This is a genomic window from Streptococcus sp. 2018110, from assembly GCF_019754115.1.
In the GTDB taxonomy this organism is placed as follows: Bacteria; Bacillota; Bacilli; order Lactobacillales; family Streptococcaceae; genus Streptococcus; species Streptococcus hashimotonensis.
This window is the reverse complement of the sequence record NZ_JAIJZO010000004.1, coordinates 1-16,378: the sequence shown is the minus strand read 5'-3', so window position 1 is coordinate 16,378 and position 16,378 is coordinate 1. Positions and strand designations below refer to the sequence as shown.

Annotated in this window: 12 protein-coding genes and 1 pseudogene; 11 read left to right on the top strand and 2 right to left on the bottom strand. The window is 40.9% G+C overall.

The window, feature by feature from the left end:
* Positions 1-14 precede the first annotated feature (14 nt).
* From rapZ to K5Q34_RS11930, 11 genes are all read left to right on the top strand, one after another.
* Entirely contained in the window at positions 15-902 is an 888-nt protein-coding gene (gene rapZ, locus K5Q34_RS04010; protein WP_024412169.1) for an RNase adapter RapZ, read from the top strand.
* On the top strand, positions 899-1,873 hold the full coding sequence (locus K5Q34_RS04005) for a YvcK family protein (protein ID WP_024400159.1): 975 nt from the start codon (positions 899-901) through the stop codon (positions 1,871-1,873). The genes rapZ and K5Q34_RS04005 overlap by 4 nt, the downstream gene beginning before the upstream one ends.
* Complete coding sequence (whiA, locus tag K5Q34_RS04000; RefSeq protein WP_024414616.1) at positions 1,870-2,787, top strand: DNA-binding protein WhiA; 918 nt, start codon at positions 1,870-1,872, stop codon at positions 2,785-2,787. Before K5Q34_RS04005 ends, whiA begins: the two co-directional genes overlap by 4 nt.
* A gap of 286 nt (positions 2,788-3,073) precedes the next feature.
* Positions 3,074-3,769 (top strand): Crp/Fnr family transcriptional regulator, encoded by a 696-nt coding sequence (locus tag K5Q34_RS03995; RefSeq protein ID WP_029177494.1) that lies wholly within the window; start codon positions 3,074-3,076, stop codon positions 3,767-3,769.
* Between the two features lie 260 nt (positions 3,770-4,029).
* Positions 4,030-5,259 carry an arginine deiminase gene (gene arcA / locus K5Q34_RS03990; RefSeq protein ID WP_029694042.1) on the top strand — a complete coding sequence of 410 codons (1,230 nt, stop codon included), beginning with the start codon at positions 4,030-4,032 and terminating at the stop codon, positions 5,257-5,259.
* Entirely contained in the window at positions 5,259-5,699 is a 441-nt protein-coding gene (locus tag K5Q34_RS03985) for a GNAT family N-acetyltransferase (protein ID WP_105151202.1), read from the top strand. The genes arcA and K5Q34_RS03985 overlap by 1 nt, the downstream gene beginning before the upstream one ends.
* Positions 5,700-5,717: 18 nt before the next feature.
* On the top strand, positions 5,718-6,731 hold the full coding sequence (gene argF / locus K5Q34_RS03980; protein ID WP_011922164.1) for an ornithine carbamoyltransferase: 1,014 nt from the start codon (positions 5,718-5,720) through the stop codon (positions 6,729-6,731).
* Positions 6,732-6,848: 117 nt separating this feature from the next.
* Positions 6,849-7,796 carry a carbamate kinase gene (gene arcC, locus K5Q34_RS03975; protein ID WP_024385497.1) on the top strand — a complete coding sequence of 316 codons (948 nt, stop codon included), beginning with the start codon at positions 6,849-6,851 and terminating at the stop codon, positions 7,794-7,796.
* 342 nt (positions 7,797-8,138) lie between these two features.
* Positions 8,139-9,641: a YfcC family protein gene (locus tag K5Q34_RS03970; RefSeq protein ID WP_044752509.1), complete on the top strand. Its 1,503-nt coding sequence runs from the start codon at positions 8,139-8,141 to the stop codon at positions 9,639-9,641.
* A gap of 118 nt (positions 9,642-9,759) precedes the next feature.
* Positions 9,760-11,100, top strand: a complete 1,341-nt coding sequence (locus K5Q34_RS03965; protein WP_105151204.1) for a dipeptidase — start codon at positions 9,760-9,762, stop codon at positions 11,098-11,100.
* 369 nt (positions 11,101-11,469) lie between these two features.
* The gene (locus K5Q34_RS11930; protein ID WP_221864557.1) at positions 11,470-15,750 is read left to right on the top strand and encodes a family 16 glycosylhydrolase; all 4,281 of its coding nucleotides are present in this window, start codon (positions 11,470-11,472) and stop codon (positions 15,748-15,750) included.
* A gap of 52 nt (positions 15,751-15,802) precedes the next feature.
* On the opposite strand, the gene K5Q34_RS03955 is transcribed toward K5Q34_RS11930, so the two are convergent.
* Both K5Q34_RS03955 and K5Q34_RS03950 read right to left on the bottom strand, forming a co-directional pair.
* A complete protein-coding gene (locus K5Q34_RS03955) occupies positions 15,803-16,117 on the bottom strand; it encodes a hypothetical protein (RefSeq protein WP_105197345.1) in 315 nt (104 codons plus the stop codon).
* A gap of 90 nt (positions 16,118-16,207) precedes the next feature.
* Positions 16,208-16,378, bottom strand: a pseudogene (locus tag K5Q34_RS03950) (IS30 family transposase); the annotation flags it as partial.

The following is a 16,378-nucleotide window of genomic DNA, read 5'->3' as shown; positions in this document are numbered from 1 at the left end:
AAGGAGGGAATGTCATGTCGGACAAACTCCATTTAGTGATTGTGACAGGGATGTCTGGAGCTGGTAAGACGGTAGCCATTCAGTCTTTTGAAGACTTGGGTTATTTTACCATTGATAATATGCCACCGACTCTCTTGCCAAAGTTTTTAGAGTTGATTCGCCATAGCCAGGATAACAATAAGATTGCTCTTGTTGTAGATATGCGGAGTCGCTCCTTCTTCTCGGAGATTCGAGAGGTGTTAGATGAGATTGAGGGGGCAGAGGATTTAGATTTTAAAGTCCTATTCTTGGATGCGACGGATAGTGAATTGGTTGCTCGCTATAAAGAAACTCGCCGTTCCCATCCTTTGGCGGCTGATGGTCGTGTTTTGGACGGGATTCAGCTAGAGCGTGAACTTTTGGCTCCCTTGAAAAATATGAGTCAAAATGTTATTGATACGACAGAGCTGACTCCTCGTAATCTGCGTAAGGAAATCTCGGAGCAGTTTGCTAGTCAAGATAATCAGCCGTCGTTTCGCATAGAAGTGATGTCCTTTGGTTTCAAATATGGGCTACCTCTGGATGCAGACTTGGTTTTTGACGTTCGGTTCCTACCAAATCCCTACTACAAGTTAGAATTACGGAATCTTACAGGACTAGATCAGCCTGTCTTTGACTATGTCATGGAGCATCAAGAATCGGAAGAGTTTTATAGTCATTTGCTCGGCTTGATAGAACCGATTCTTCCTGGTTATCAGAAGGAAGGAAAATCAGTTCTAACGATTGCCGTTGGATGTACGGGTGGTCAGCATAGAAGCGTAGCCTTTGCTAAACGTTTGGCAGACGATTTAGAGAAAAATTGGAATGTCAATCGTAGTCATCGTGATAAGGACAGACGGAAGGAGACGGTCAACCGCTCATGAGAAAACCAAAGATTACAGTTATCGGGGGCGGGACTGGTATTCCAGTCATCTTGAAGAGTTTGCGGGATAAGGATGTAGAGATTACCGCTATCGTGACGGTAGCTGATGACGGAGGATCTTCGGGGGAAATTCGTCAGGCTTTGCAGGTGACCCCTCCAGGTGATTTGCGTAATGTCCTTTTGGCTATGTCGGATATGCCCAAACTTTATGAACAAATTTTTCAGTATCGTTTTGCGGATTCAGATGGTCCCTTGGCTGGTCATCCGCTAGGGAATCTCATTATTGCTGGCATTTCAGAAATGCAGGGTTCAACCTACAATGCGATGAGGTTGTTGACACGCTTTTTCCATACAACAGGGCGGATTTATCCATCTAGCGAACAGGCCTTGACCCTTCATGCTATTTTTACAGATGGGACCGAGGTAGCAGGTGAGAGCAAGATTTCCAAGCATAATGGGATGATTGATCATGTCTATGTGACAAATTCTTATAACGATGATGAACCGAAAGCCAGTCGCCAAGTAGTTGAAACGATTATGGAAAGTGACATGATTGTACTTGGACCGGGTTCTCTTTTTACCTCGATCTTGCCGAATCTGATGATTTCTGACATTGGCAAAGCCCTAAAAGAAACCAAGGCTGAAGTGACCTATGTGTGCAACATTATGACCCAACGGGGAGAGACTGAGTTTTTCTCAGATGCGGACCATGTGGCGGTTCTCAATGCCCACCTAGCTGAACAATTTATTGATACAGTTTTGGTCAATATTGAGCCAGTTCCACAAGAGTATATGAATAGCAATCAGTTTGATGAATACTTGGTACAGGTAAAACACGATTTTGCAGGTTTGCAAAAACAGGCTAATCGTGTGATTTCTTCGAATTTTCTTCGTTTGGAAAATGGCGGAGCTTTCCATGATGGTGACTTGGTGGTAGAAGAGTTGCTCAAGATTTTGCAGGTGCGGTCATGAGTTTTACAGTACAAGTAAAGGAAGAATTGCTGCTTCAGTCTAGCCAAAATAAGAGCGAGCTATCTGCTATTATCAAATTATCAGGTAGTTTGGGCTTAGCTTCATCAGGTTTGACACTTTCTATCAGTACGGAAAATGCAAAGATTGCCCGTCACATTTATGAACTGTTACTTCATTTCTACCAGATTAAGGCTGAGATTCGCCATCATCAAAAACCTAATCTCAAAAAGAATCGTGTGTATGCAGTTTTGATAGAAGACGGCGTGAATGAGATGTTGAACGATTTGCATTTGGCTGATAGTTTCTTTGGATTAGAGACGGGAATTTCTCCCTTGGTTTTGGAAAATGATTCATGGAGTCAAGCCTATCTTCGTGGAGCATTTTTAGCGGCAGGCTCTGTTAAGGATCCTGAAAAAGGAAAATACCAGCTTGAAATAGCTTCTGTCTATAGTGACCATGCCAATGACCTGGCCAATCTGATGCAGAAATTTCTTTTGGATGCCAAAGTCATTGAGCGAAGTAAGGGAACCATTACCTATCTGCAACGTGCAGAGGACATTATGGATTTTCTTTTGGTGATTGGAGCAGAAGAGGCAAAGACAGAATTTGAGAATGTTAAATTGCTTCGTGAGGCTCGAAATGATCTAAATCGAGCTACCAATGCGGAAGCTGCTAATATTGCAAAGACGGTCAATGCTAGTATGAAAACAATTAATAATATTATCAAAATTATGGATACTATCGGTCTAGATCAGTTGTCAGGTGACTTGCAGGAGATTGCCCAGTTGCGAATTCAGCATCCAGATTATTCCATTCAGCAATTGGCGGATAGTCTAACGGTACCGATCACTAAAAGTGGTGTCAACCATCGTTTGCGGAAAATCAATAAGATTGCGGATGAATTGACTGAATAGATAGGTATACATAGAATGCTATAGTCTTTTGAATTAACTTTGATACATTGTCACTTTCGGCTTGCCGTATTCTAGTATTGCTTGCACCTCAGTTCCTTGTCTGAAAGTTAATTCATTCGACGATACTAAGACTGGTTCGAGAGGACCAGTTTTTTTGTATTAGCTGTAATAGTATTCCTCTTCATAGGAATGATCCTGTTTTATGAATTTTTCAGTAATGATTAGCATAGAACGTTAATATATGTTAAAATAGATAGAAGGATACTTTAGCTAGAAAGGAGTTTTGATGATAAGCAACGAACAATATGATTATCTAAGGGGACATCCAACTTTTGAACGTTTGACACGTGATAGCTTTGATCAATTAGCTAAGCATATTCGTTTTCGAAAGATTCCTAAGGGACAAATCTTTTTTTACGCAGAGGATCCTAGAGATTATCTATTTGTATTGTATAAGGGCTATGCTCGGATTGAGCAATATGATGAGACGGATAGTTTTACGTATTTAGACTATATTCGGCAGGGCGGTGCCTTTCCTTTTGGAGATATGTTTCAGGACAAACCTTATCATTATACTGCCATTGCCATAACGGACCTAGAGTATTTTATTGTGCCGATGGTCTTATTTGAAACCCTGTCGAAGATAAATCCTAGTCAAATGGCTTATATCTGTCAAAAATTATCCAAGGTACTTCGTTTTCAAGAGTTGCGCTTGCGAAATGCGATGCGTTCCAAGGCATCAGATCGAGTCGTTCAAGCCTTGGCTCTTCTTTATTGGGATATGTGCCAGCGCGATCAGTTTGCTACCTTGCCATTTGAAATTCATATTCAGGAGATTTCGCGTTTAGCAGCTACGACACGGGAAACGGTTAGCCATGTTTTGAAGCAACTGAAACAGGATGGTAAAATTGCTTATAGCCATAAACAGTTAACTTATTTAGATATTCATTATTTCTTAGAAAATTTGACAGAAACTCATTGAAGTTTCTGTTTTTTTATAAAAAATAAAAATTCATATAATGATATAACGGAAAGAATTATGCAGAATATAGGCGATATAATCGATAATTATTTATAAATAAGGTTAAAAATGTGAAGAATTTCTCAAAATGAATGTGAACGTTTTCAAGTTTTTGTTTTTTTGCTCTGTTAAACTATGGATGTAAAGAGGAAATGAGAGGCAGGAAAGCGTACGGTCCTCCTCGTTTCCTATCATGTATAAATCTACAAGGAGGACAGATCATGTCAAACCATCCAATTCATGTTTTTTCAGAAATTGGTAAGCTGAAAAAAGTTATGTTACACAGACCAGGTAAGGAAATTGAAAACCTGATGCCTGACTACCTAGAACGCCTACTTTTCGATGATATTCCATTCTTAGAAGATGCACAGAAAGAGCATGATGCTTTTGCTCAAGCTCTTCGTGATGAGGGGGTAGAAGTGCTCTACTTGGAAAAATTAGCTGCTGAGTCACTTGTTACACCTGAAATTCGTGAACAATTTATTGATGAATATCTCGAAGAAGCTAACATTCGTGGTCGGGCGACTAAGAAGGCAATTCGCAAGTTGTTGTTGTCTATTGAAGATAATCAAGAACTGGTTGAGAAAACGATGGCCGGTGTTCAAAAGGCAGAATTGCCAGAAATCCCTGCTGAAGAAAAAGGTTTGACAGATTTGGTTGAATCCTCTTACCCATTTGCAATAGACCCAATGCCAAACCTTTACTTCACACGGGATCCATTTGCTACGATTGGTAATGCTGTTTCTCTTAACCACATGTATTCAGAAACACGGAACCGTGAAACCTTGTATGGTAAATATATCTTCACTCATCACCCAGAATATGGTGGAAAAGTTCCATTGGTTTACAATCGTGAAGAAACTACTCGTATCGAGGGTGGGGACGAATTGGTTCTTTCAAAAGATGTTTTGGCAGTAGGTATTTCACAACGTACCGATGCTGCATCAATTGAAAAACTATTGGTAAATATCTTTGAACAGCATGTTGGCTTCAAGAAAGTATTGGCATTCGAATTTGCTAACAACCGTAAATTCATGCATTTGGATACGGTATTTACCATGGTTGACTATGATAAGTTTACTATTCACCCAGAAATTGAAGGTGACCTTCGCGTCTTCTCTGTAACCTATGAAAATGATACGCTTCATATTGAAGAAGAACATGGTGACTTGGCAGAACTTTTGGCTGCGAACCTTGGTCTTGAAAAAGTAGAATTGATCCGTTGTGGTGGCGGTGATATGGTTGCTGCTGGTCGTGAGCAATGGAATGATGGTTCAAATACATTGACCATTGCACCAGGTGTGGTAGTTGTTTACAAACGCAATACGATTACCAATGCAATCCTCGAGTCCAAAGGGCTTCGTTTGATTAAGATTGGCGGAAGCGAATTGGTTCGCGGTCGTGGTGGACCTCGTTGTATGTCAATGCCGTTTGAACGGGAAGACATCTAATGCCAAGTATAGAACGAACATCTATCGGTTCGGAAGAATGGCAACGCGCAGCCTCTATCTATGTCCGCTATAAGGTATTTGTTCTTGAGCGTGGCATTGCAAAGGAAGATGAATTTGACCAGAATGATACTGAAGGAAGAGTTTACGCCAATCTCTTTATTGGTGAGGAGCCTGTTTCAACGGGACGTTTTCTTCCTGTCGGTCCTGGTCAAGCTCGTCTAACCCGAATAGCCACTCTACCGAATTTTCGTGGAAAAGGCTATGGAAAAATGATTATCAGCTCTTTGGAAGCTTATGCACGTGAAACAGGCTTTCATCAGTTGGATATACATTCGGAGTTAACTGCAAAGACTTTTTATGAGTCAGTCGGCTACCAAGCAACTTCTGAAGTTTATCAAGAAGATGGAGAATGGTGCCAGACATTGACAAAATTTATTTAAACATTAGGAGAAGAGACAATGACAAACGTATTTAAAGGCAGACATTTCCTTGCAGAGAAAGATTTCACACGCGCAGAATTGGAATGGTTGATTGATTTCTCAGCTCATTTGAAAGATTTGAAAAAACGCAATATTCCACACCGTTATTTGGAAGGTAAAAATATTGCTCTCTTGTTTGAAAAAACATCAACACGTACTCGCGCTGCCTTCACAGTAGCATCTATTGACCTTGGTGCCCATCCAGAATATCTTGGTGCAAATGACATCCAACTTGGTAAGAAAGAATCTACAGAAGATACTGCTAAAGTTTTGGGACGCATGTTCGACGGTATTGAATTCCGTGGTTTCAGTCAAAAAATGGTGGAAGAATTGGCAGAATTCTCTGGTGTGCCAGTATGGAATGGTTTGACAGATGCATGGCACCCAACTCAAATGTTGGCTGACTACTTGACTGTCAAAGAAAACTTTGGCAAGTTGGAAGGATTGACTTTGGTTTACTGTGGTGATGGCCGTAACAACGTTGCTAACTCACTTTTGGTAACGGGCGCTATCCTTGGTGTCAATGTCCATATCTTCTCTCCAAAAGAACTCTTCCCAGAAGAAGAAGTAGTTGCCTTGGCTGAAGGTTTTGCGAAAGAAAGTGGAGCACGTGTTCTCATTACTGACAATGCTGACGAAGCAGTCAAAGGCGCAGATGTTCTCTATACAGACGTTTGGGTATCAATGGGTGAGGAAGATAAATTTGCTGAACGTGTTGCCCTCTTGAAACCATACCAAGTGAATATGGAATTGGTGAAAAAAGCAGAAAATGAAAATCTCATCTTCTTGCACTGCTTGCCTGCCTTCCATGATACAAACACTGTTTATGGTAAAGATGTCGCTGAAAAATTTGGCGTAGAAGAAATGGAAGTAACAGACGAAGTATTCCGTAGCAAGTATGCTCGTCACTTCGACCAAGCTGAAAACCGTATGCACACAATTAAAGCGGTGATGGCGGCTACTTTAGGGGATCCATTTGTTCCACGTGTGTAATAATTAACTATCTAATAACGCATCGCAACCTCCGGGGGCTGGCACCCAGCCCCCTTATTTTGAGGATAGATGTGTAAGCGATTACTATTTCGCGAAAGTGAGGAAAAAGCAAGAGATATGGCAAATCGTAAAATTGTAGTAGCCTTGGGTGGCAATGCCATTTTATCGTCCGACCCATCGGCTAAAGCACAAAAAGAGGCCTTGGTACAAACAGCCAAGCACCTTGTAAAATTGATAAAAAATGGGGATGACCTTATTATCACGCATGGTAATGGTCCTCAAGTTGGAAACTTACTTCTTCAAAACCTTGCTGCTGATTCGGAAAAGAACCCAGCTTTTCCACTAGACAGTTTGGTCGCCATGACAGAAGGTTCGATTGGTTTCTGGTTGCAAAATGCCTTGGAAAATGAATTGATCAAGGAAGGCATTGAAAAAGATGTAGCTTCCGTCGTTACCCAAGTTATCGTGGATAAGAATGATCCAGCTTTCGAAAATTTGACCAAGCCGATTGGACCATTCTATACAGAAGAAGAAGCGAAAGCAGAAGCAGAAAAGACTGGTGCAACCTTCAAAGAAGATGCCGGTCGTGGCTGGCGCAAAGTCGTTGCTTCGCCAAAACCTGTAGGAATCAAAGAAATTGGCACCATTCGTACCCTTCTCAATGCAGGTGAGGTAGTCGTAGCTGCTGGAGGCGGAGGTATTCCAGTTGTCCAAGAAGCAGACGGTACTCTTACTGGTGTGGAAGCAGTTATTGATAAAGACTTTGCTTCCCAATGTTTGGCAGAATTGGTTGATGCAGACTTGTTTATCGTCTTGACAGGTGTAGACTATGTCTTTGTTAACTACAACAAACCAGACCAAGAAAAATTAGAAACCGTTACTGTGGCTGAATTGGAAGAATATATCAAACAAAATCAATTCGCACCAGGATCCATGCTACCGAAAGTTGAAGCAGCTATTGCTTTTGTAAACAATAAGCCGCAATCAAAAGCAGTCATTACCTCATTAGAAAACTTAGGCGCTTTGATTGAATCCGATAGTGGCACTATCATTGTCAAAGGCTAAGTAGCTGTATGTATCGTTGAGGCTTCTATTTGTTGATGTACTCTGCATGAAAATATAGTTTTTAAACTAGACGGGTTATTTATTGATGGAGTTAGGGGAGTGGAAGTGTTGATAGTCCTACAAGGGTTCCCTTTAATCGAAACATGAAGGTCTGGGCTTCTAAGCTCCCTCCCCTCTCATCCATTTCCTATCAAGTATCTATCTATAAGCAATGATTTCAGATAATAGACTGAAGGAGATAGACATCTCTTGAAGATAGGTGGATATTTGATACGGTTATTACGGATACAATTTCCCTTAAATAGGGGATAAACTTTTAAAATATTATAGGAGGTTTTTGCGATGAGCGAAAAAGTGAAAAAAGGCTTTAAATTGCCTTCGTCTTATACAATATTGATGCTCATTATTGCCTTTATGGCAGTGATGACATGGATTATTCCAGCTGGTCAGTATCAGGTTGATGAAGCCGGACGTTTGGTGGCTGGTACCTATGAGAAGGTTGCTCAAAATCCACAAGGGATTTACGATGTTTTTATGGCTCCAGTTCGTGCCATGCTTGGTCATGGTGCGACTGAAGCAGCGATTAACGTAGCATTCTTCATCATCATGGTTGGCGCCTTTCTTGGTGTAGTTAACGAAACAGGTGCACTTGATGTAGGGATTGCTTCTATTGTAAAACGCTTCAAAGGTCGTGAAAAAATGTTGATTTACATTCTCATGCCTTTGTTTGCCTTGGGTGGCTCAACCTATGGTATGGGTGAAGAAACAATGGCTTTCTTCCCACTCCTTGTTCCTGTTATGATGGCAGTTGGTTTTGATAGTATTACTGGTGTAGCCATCATCTTGCTAGGGTCTCAAATCGGCTGTTTGGCTTCTACTGTAAACCCATTTGCAACGGTTGTAGCCTCTGATGCAGCAGGTGTAAGTGTTGCGGATGGTATGATTTGGCGCTTGGTCTTCTTCGTTGTTATTCTCTTGATGGGGGTTCTCTTTGTAGCCAACTATGCTGAGAAAGTGAAAAACGATCCGACTAAGTCCTTGGTTTACAAACAGCGTGAAGCAGATATGCAACACTTTAATGTCGCAGCAACTCAAGAAGTGAATGCAGAATTATCACCAGCTCAAAAACGTGTTCTCTGGGTATTTGTACTAACATTTGTTCTCATGATTTGTAGCTTTATTCCATGGGAAGATTTGGGTGTGACTATCTTTACACAATTTAATGAGTGGTTGATTGGTCTTCCATTCATCGGTCAAGTGATTGGTTCTTCAACAGCTGCTCTTGGTACTTGGTACTTCCCAGAAGGAGCAATGCTCTTTGGTATCGCAGGGATTGTAGTTGGTTTAGTTTATGGTATGAGTGAAGAACGTTTGGTAAAATCCTTCATGTTCGGTGCGGCTGATATTTTCAGCGTAGCTTTGATTTGTGCTATCGCGCGTGGTATTCAAGTCATCATGAACGATGGTATGATTACTGCCACTATTCTCCACATGGGCGAAGAAGGATTGCAAGGTTTGTCTTCACAAGTATTCATCATTTTGACCTATCTCTTCTACCTACCAATGTCCTTCTTGATTCCATCTTCATCAGGTCTTGCAGGAGCTTCTATGGGTATCATGGCACCTCTTGGTGAGTTTGTAAATGTACCAGCGAGCTTGGTTATCACAGCTTTCCAAGCAGCATCAGGTCTCTTGAACTTGGTAGCTCCAACATCAGGTATTGTAATGGGAGCCTTGGCACTTGGTCGTGTTGAAATTGGTACTTGGTATAAATTTGTAGGTAAGTTAATCGTAGGCATCATGATTGCCTCCATAGCTATTTTGGTCATTGCGACATTCTTCTAATCGAAATTCTGGGTCAGATTTTATCACGAATACAGATAAAATTTGGCTCAGTTTTTCCTTTTATGATAGAATAGTGCTATAAAATATATCATATCTTATTATGTTGAAAGGGGACACAATGAGAACAAGTTTTATTCAGTCATCGCATCAGGAGGCATGTATTCAAGCCATCCAAGAACTGGTTGCTTTTCCTTCTGTTTTGCAAGAACATCAGGCAGGTACGCCATTTGGTCAAGCGATTCAGGATGTTCTGGAGCACACGTTGGCTTTGACGGAAAAAATGGGTTTTAAAACTTATTTAGACCCTGCTGGCTATTATGGCTATGCTGAAGTTGGGCAGGGCGAAGAATTATTAGCAATCCTTTGCCACTTAGATGTGGTACCTGCTGGTGATCTTAGTCAATGGCAGACGCCGCCTTTTGAGGCTGTGGTAGAGGGAGATTATATTATTGGACGCGGGGTTCAGGATGATAAAGGTCCTTCGATGGCGGCCTTATTTGCAGTAAAAGCACTTCTTGATGCGGGAGTCCAATTTAACAAACGGATTCGTTTCATTTTTGGAACAGATGAAGAGACCTTATGGCGGTGTATGAACCGCTACAATCAGTTGGAAGAAGTGGCAACTATGGGCTTTGCACCAGATTCTTCCTTCCCTTTGACTTATGCTGAAAAAGGATTGCTACAGGCCAAATTGCATGGTCCAGGGCACCCTTGTCTGAGTATCGAAGCGGGAGCTGCCTATAACGTAGTACCTGCCAAGGCAAGCTATTCTGGTCATTTATTAGCGGGAGTTATTGCGGAATTAGATCAATTAGGCTTTGATTATGAAACAAAAGATGATCAAGTAACGGTTCTTGGTATTTCGCGGCACGCCAAGGATGCTGCCGAGGGGGTAAATGCCATCGTTCGTTTGGCAAAGGCCTTGGAACATTTCGAAAGCCATCCAGCCTTGGATTTTATCGTCAATGCAGTTGGTGAAGATGCCACAGGATTTAAGCTTTTTGGTGATGTGACTGATGAACCATCAGGGACACTCAGTTTCAATATTGCAGGTCTAACCATTAGCGCAAAAAAATCAGAAATTCGCTTGGACATTCGTATTCCTGTCACTGCGGATAAAGAAGCCCTAGTTTCTACTTTACAAGCCAAAGCGCAATCATGTGGCTTGACCTACGAAGAGTACGATTACCTTGCTTCCTTGTATGTGCCATTAGACAGCCAGCTGGTATCTACGCTCATGTCTGTTTATCAAGATAAGACAGGAGATTTGACAAGCGAGCCAATCTCGTCAGGTGGGGCTACCTTTGCTCGTACTATGCCAAACTGTGTGGCCTTTGGTGCATGTTTCCCAGATACAGAACAAACAGAGCATCAGGAAAATGAACGGATGCCATTAGCAGACTTATATAAAACAATGGATATTTATGCTGAGGCAGTCTATCGCCTAGCTGCGGAATAGCCATTGTCAGCATTGACTATTAAATTACAGTTTAAAAGCACTTAGTGAAATATCTAAGGGCTTTTCTTATGAAGAATATCATTAAAAAGATGAGATAGAAATGTGTCACTGTTTACAAGAAGTCTACAAAAATATATGAAAGTGTGACTTATTATATGCTGTTTTAGAAATAGACCCCATCTGCATATAGAATAAGTCAAGTTAGACTATTCTACAATAAAACGCTTACATGTTATATTTGTGACAGAAATGCGATCGCACATCAACCAGTAAACTGAATTTTAGTCTTATACGAGACTAAATAGGTTTACAAACTGCTTTATTTTGGCTATAGGTAGGATAAACTTGCAGATTTTATAGGAGGAAACAATGAAAAAAGAAACAAGTAAGTTTACGAAAAAAGTCATCCTTGGTCAGCTTCTTATCTGTACCAGTTTTTTGGTATGGGCAGGACAGACCGTTGCAGCAGAGGAAGTGTCTTCGGGAGAATCAGTAGCAATCAACAATGATGTTCCCCCTACTATTGAAGCAAAACCACTTGTGGAAGCTACTCCATCAACTGAAATAGAAGCTTCAACTCCAGAAGAAAAACAGGAGGAACCAAAGGTAGTTGAGAAAAATGTGATAGAAGGAAAAGAGCCGACTACCAACAGTCAGCACTTGATGGCTTCAGAATTGACGACCATTCCTTCGGTTGCCATAAAAAATCCAGAGAAAGCAACGGATGGTGTGGCTTACGGTAGTTCAGATGATGCCAGCAACAATACAAAAATTATTGCAGGTGAAGAAACGGGAGGTGCTGATAATGGCTATTCTCAGTGGGATCATGTCTATGTTCAGTATGACTTTGAAAAGGAAGTTCCTGTCCATGCTGTAAATATTTACCGTAATACCTATGAAAATGCAATATCTACATTTAAAGATGTTAAGGTCGAGTTGTCTACTAGCGCAGACTTTTCTCCTGAAACTACGAGGGTCATCTTCGAACAGGCAGATGTAGAAGAGACAGTAACAAACAAGGGGAAACCACAAGTTATTCAACTCCTGTCACCGTTTGATGCACGTTATATGCGTATTTGGGGACGGGGGCATTATATCCAAAATACAAACAGTTCCTGGAAGGGATATAGTAATGGCGTTCTCTTCAACGAGATAGAAGTCTTGGCGCAGGTTGAAGCAGACGAAAGTACAAACGAAAAACCACAGACCGAGCTGGTCAATCTTGCCGAATTGAAGAAGCCATATTTTTATGGAAAAGCTCCCACCAATCCAGAAGCCATTAATGATGGCAAATTTGATGAGAATTATACTACTCAGGAATCAAAAGGCATGGGAGCCTATCTCCAGTATGAATTTAAAAATGTCTACACTATCGAGGAAATCAAGGTTCAATTAGCTCCAGGGACCTATTCTCATTTTCGTGTAGATTTAGATGATGATTACAATGCAGGGAACACCTATAAAACAGTTTATCAAGCAAGCAATCTTTCTGTGAATGAAGGGGAGATTTTGACGATCGCGGTTCCAAAAGGCTCTAAAGCAAGATACGTTCGATTTACAGGGGAATCTGCTGACGGAGAAGCACTCCGTTATTCAGAAATCCAAATTATGGGACATGGAAAATCATATGATGAAGCCGCACCTGAATACCTTCCGCCAAAATCTGATTACGATACCTTAGTCTGGTCTGATGAATTTGACGGAGATAAGATTGACGAAAGCAAGTGGCAGATTATTGATGGCATGTGGAATCACGCAGCTATCTACAATCGGAAAGCTGTTTCTATTAAAAAAGAAGGAGACAAGAGCTATTTATCTATTCGCACTACCAATCATAATACGACAGATGAGCTGATAAAAGCAGTTGGTTTGGACCGCTATAATGATACGAAATTGCCAGAAAAAGTAACCTGGTCATCTGGCCGTCTAGAATCTAAGGATAAATATTCTTTCCAATTTGGTCGGATGGCTGTTCGCGCCAAGGTAAATGACTCTAAGGGAATCTGGCCGGCTATTTGGATGTTGGCACAGGATGAGACTGGTCACGATGAGATTGATGTTTTGGAATATCTAGGGCAAAATCCATGGGAGGCATGGACAACCAATCATTTTGGCATTCTAGCTAAAAATAAGGAATCTCACGGTGTACCGATTAAGAATTATGAGGCCTGGAGTCAGGAATTCCATGTCTATGAAGTAGAGTGGACTCCAGATGTTATCAAATGGTATATTGATGGAAAATTTGTTTTCCAAACCATGCGTGGTAAGGATAGGGATGGTATGCATACCCGCCCTATGTTCCCAATACTGGAAACCCAAGTTGGTGATGGCTGGGTTGGTGACGTTGACTACAGCAAAAATATGACCAAGCAAGATAGTGAATACCTGATTGACTGGGTACGCGTTTACCAAAAAGCAGGACAAGATAAGGTTTACTTTGATAATCTAGACGATGCAACTGCTAGTGACTATACAATTAAACCAAGTGAGAAACGTGGTCAATTAGTATCAGTTTCACACGGTCAGGCTGCGTATGAAAATAAAAATAACTTTTATTATGGAGGGCAACCACGTTACGAAACAAGTCGTCTATATGCAGATGGTCAAGGTGAGAATGCACTCATTTATAAGGTGAATGATCCAAAAGCACTCCATCTTACAACCTATTATAAAACCTTGGAAGATTATGCAATATACAATGATAAGGCATGGGCCAAGGAAGGAAAATCTATTCGTAAACACTTGGTTGGAGCAGCTGAAGGGGCAATTGATTTTACCGTCTATTCATCTGTTGATGGGAAAACTTGGAATAAGGAAACAACAAGCGTAGTTGATAACTTTGTAGAGGCGACACCAGCCTATGCACGTACGACATTTGATATTAGAGACATCCGAAGAGGAACCAAGTATATCAAGATTGTCTTTCCAGAATTATCAGGTATATCCTATAAATTGGAAAGCGGAGCTGAAAAAGCAGCGGTTGCTAGTGATGTGCAACTGGCAAAAGTTACCTTTGTAGCTGCAGACCCGAGTGCAGAGCCAGAAAAACCGATTGTTGACGAACGTAAATTAAGTTTATCCAAAGTTTTCTCTCTAGATGCTGGCCGTAAATATTTCTCAGTTGACCAATTAAAAGAGATTGTTGATTTGGCTTCTTATTATGGTTATACAGATTTGCACCTATTGGTGGGTAATGATGGCATGCGATTCCTATTGGATGATATGGAATTGACGGTTGGTGATAAGACCTATACCAGCGATGCGGTGAAGCAGGCTCTTATTAATGGAAATAATCATTATTACAATGATCCAAACGGAAATCATCTTACCCAGGCAGAGATGGACGAACTGATTGCTTATGCTAAGGCAAGTAACGTTCGTTTGATTCCAGCTGTAAATAGCCCGGGACACATGGATGCTATTTTAGAAGCCATGGAAGAGCTTGGTATCCCATCTCCTAAATTTACTTACAACGGTAAAACTTCTGCGCGAACAGTTGACTTAAATAACAAAGAAGCGATTGCTTTTACCAAAGCACTAATTGATAAATATGCTGGATATTTTTCAGATAAGGCCAAAATTTTCAATATCGGTCTGGACGAATATGCAAATGATGCTACAAATGCGTCGGGCTGGCGCATCCTTCAATCTCAGGGAGACTATGGTAAATTTATTCAATATGCCAATGATTTAGCAGCTATCGTCAAGAAGCATGGTTTAGAGCCAATGGCTTTCAATGACGGTATCTATTATAACCACGATACTAGTTCAGGTACTTTTGACAAGGATATTATTATTTCTTTCTGGACTGGTGGCTGGGGAGGATATGATGTTGCCTCATCTAAGTTTCTTGCTGACAAAGGCCATAAGATTTTAAATACCAATGATGCTTGGTACTATGTTATTGGACGTGAAGCAGAAGGTTGGGGATGGTATAATCTTGATCAAGGTCTGCGTGGAATTGAATCAACACCACTGGAAGTTGTTCACAAAAATGAAAACTCAGAGATACCGGTAATTGGTAGCATGGTTGCTGTCTGGGCAGATGATCCAAGCAAAGAATACAGTTATGATTCTGTTCATCGCCTCATGTACGAGTTTGTAATGGCGAATCCAACTTACTTTTTAGCTGATTATGTTGATTTGCACGAAGAAATTAGCAAGCTTCCTGCTGATTTGAGTGATTATAGTCCAGATAGCGTAGCAAACTTAAAAGAGGTTTTGGATAAGATTGACTGGAAACTCAGTAAAAATAACCAGGCATTTGTAGATGGTTATTTAGCAGAGGTAAAAGCTGCGCGTGAAGCGTTAGTTCCTCTGCCACCACTAGTGACAGCAAAAGGAGATAGCGTCAAAGCGGAGCCCTTACCAGTAGGGCAGTTACCTTTGATTACCGCTAAGGGAAAAAGTGTCCAAGCAGAACCACGTGCCGCCTTTAAGGGATACCTGACACCAAACTATGGTCCCTCTGTCACGCCTTTATCCCTTGTATCAAAACCAAGCAGTGAGCAGTCAAATTCCAAGCAAGCAGCATCTCAGAAGAAAGAATTGCCAAATACAGGCGCAGTAGATGGTCTTGGATTCACTCTTCTTGGACTTATCGGCCTAGCAACTGCTAGTCGTCGGAGGAAAGCAACAGACGGTAAATAAGTATTGTTTACAAATAACACCATCCCAGAAGTTAAGTTGGGATGGTGTTATATTATATCTTAAAAGCGTCTTCAAAACTTTGATATTCCTGATAAAGGTGCCATTGGATGAGTGTTGACTGTTGTAAAAAGGCATCATCAACTCGAAGTAACTGCTGCTGATACAGTAAAAGGAACTTTTTAAGGTTTTGTTTAGACCATCCGATTTCTTCTCCTTGTTGTAGGACTGGCAGGAGAGATTCTAAATCATCAACTAAGTAGGAAATCTGCCATTTCTTTAAATGATTTATAAACAAAGGGATTTTTTGAACGAAATATCGAGAGGATAGCGTTTTGTAGATACCGTTATGCTCAATAGAGGTAATCAATAAATATAGTTCGTTCCAAGATTGTATGTTCTGTTCGGAATAGTTGGGAACACAGCGAAATCTTTCGATTTCCCAAATTTCAAGTTGAAGTTAGCCACCCAAAAGAAATTCACTTGGCGACTTGTAGTCCAAGTATTTTTTAGGGTAGTTGTTAATCCAATTTTCGATAAAAGCGACTTCTTTCGGAGTCGTTTTCTTGGTTCCTTTAGGTAACCATCTCCGAATTAATCGATTATGATTTTCATTTGAACCTCTCTCCCA

What these genes read in the sequence shown, in the direction of transcription:
- K5Q34_RS03995 (WP_029177494.1), top strand. Translation starts at nt 3,074, where the DNA reads ATGATAAGCAACGAACAATATGATTATCTAAGGGGACATCCAACTTTT.
- arcC (WP_024385497.1), top strand. Translation starts at nt 6,849, where the DNA reads ATGGCAAATCGTAAAATTGTAGTAGCCTTGGGTGGCAATGCCATTTTA.
- K5Q34_RS11930 (WP_221864557.1), top strand. Translation starts at nt 11,470, where the DNA reads ATGAAAAAAGAAACAAGTAAGTTTACGAAAAAAGTCATCCTTGGTCAG.
- K5Q34_RS03970 (WP_044752509.1), top strand. Translation starts at nt 8,139, where the DNA reads ATGAGCGAAAAAGTGAAAAAAGGCTTTAAATTGCCTTCGTCTTATACA.
- argF (WP_011922164.1), top strand. Translation starts at nt 5,718, where the DNA reads ATGACAAACGTATTTAAAGGCAGACATTTCCTTGCAGAGAAAGATTTC.
- K5Q34_RS03965 (WP_105151204.1), top strand. Translation starts at nt 9,760, where the DNA reads ATGAGAACAAGTTTTATTCAGTCATCGCATCAGGAGGCATGTATTCAA.
- rapZ (WP_024412169.1), top strand. Translation starts at nt 15, where the DNA reads ATGTCGGACAAACTCCATTTAGTGATTGTGACAGGGATGTCTGGAGCT.
- whiA (WP_024414616.1), top strand. Translation starts at nt 1,870, where the DNA reads ATGAGTTTTACAGTACAAGTAAAGGAAGAATTGCTGCTTCAGTCTAGC.
- K5Q34_RS04005 (WP_024400159.1), top strand. Translation starts at nt 899, where the DNA reads ATGAGAAAACCAAAGATTACAGTTATCGGGGGCGGGACTGGTATTCCA.
- arcA (WP_029694042.1), top strand. Translation starts at nt 4,030, where the DNA reads ATGTCAAACCATCCAATTCATGTTTTTTCAGAAATTGGTAAGCTGAAA.
- K5Q34_RS03985 (WP_105151202.1), top strand. Translation starts at nt 5,259, where the DNA reads ATGCCAAGTATAGAACGAACATCTATCGGTTCGGAAGAATGGCAACGC.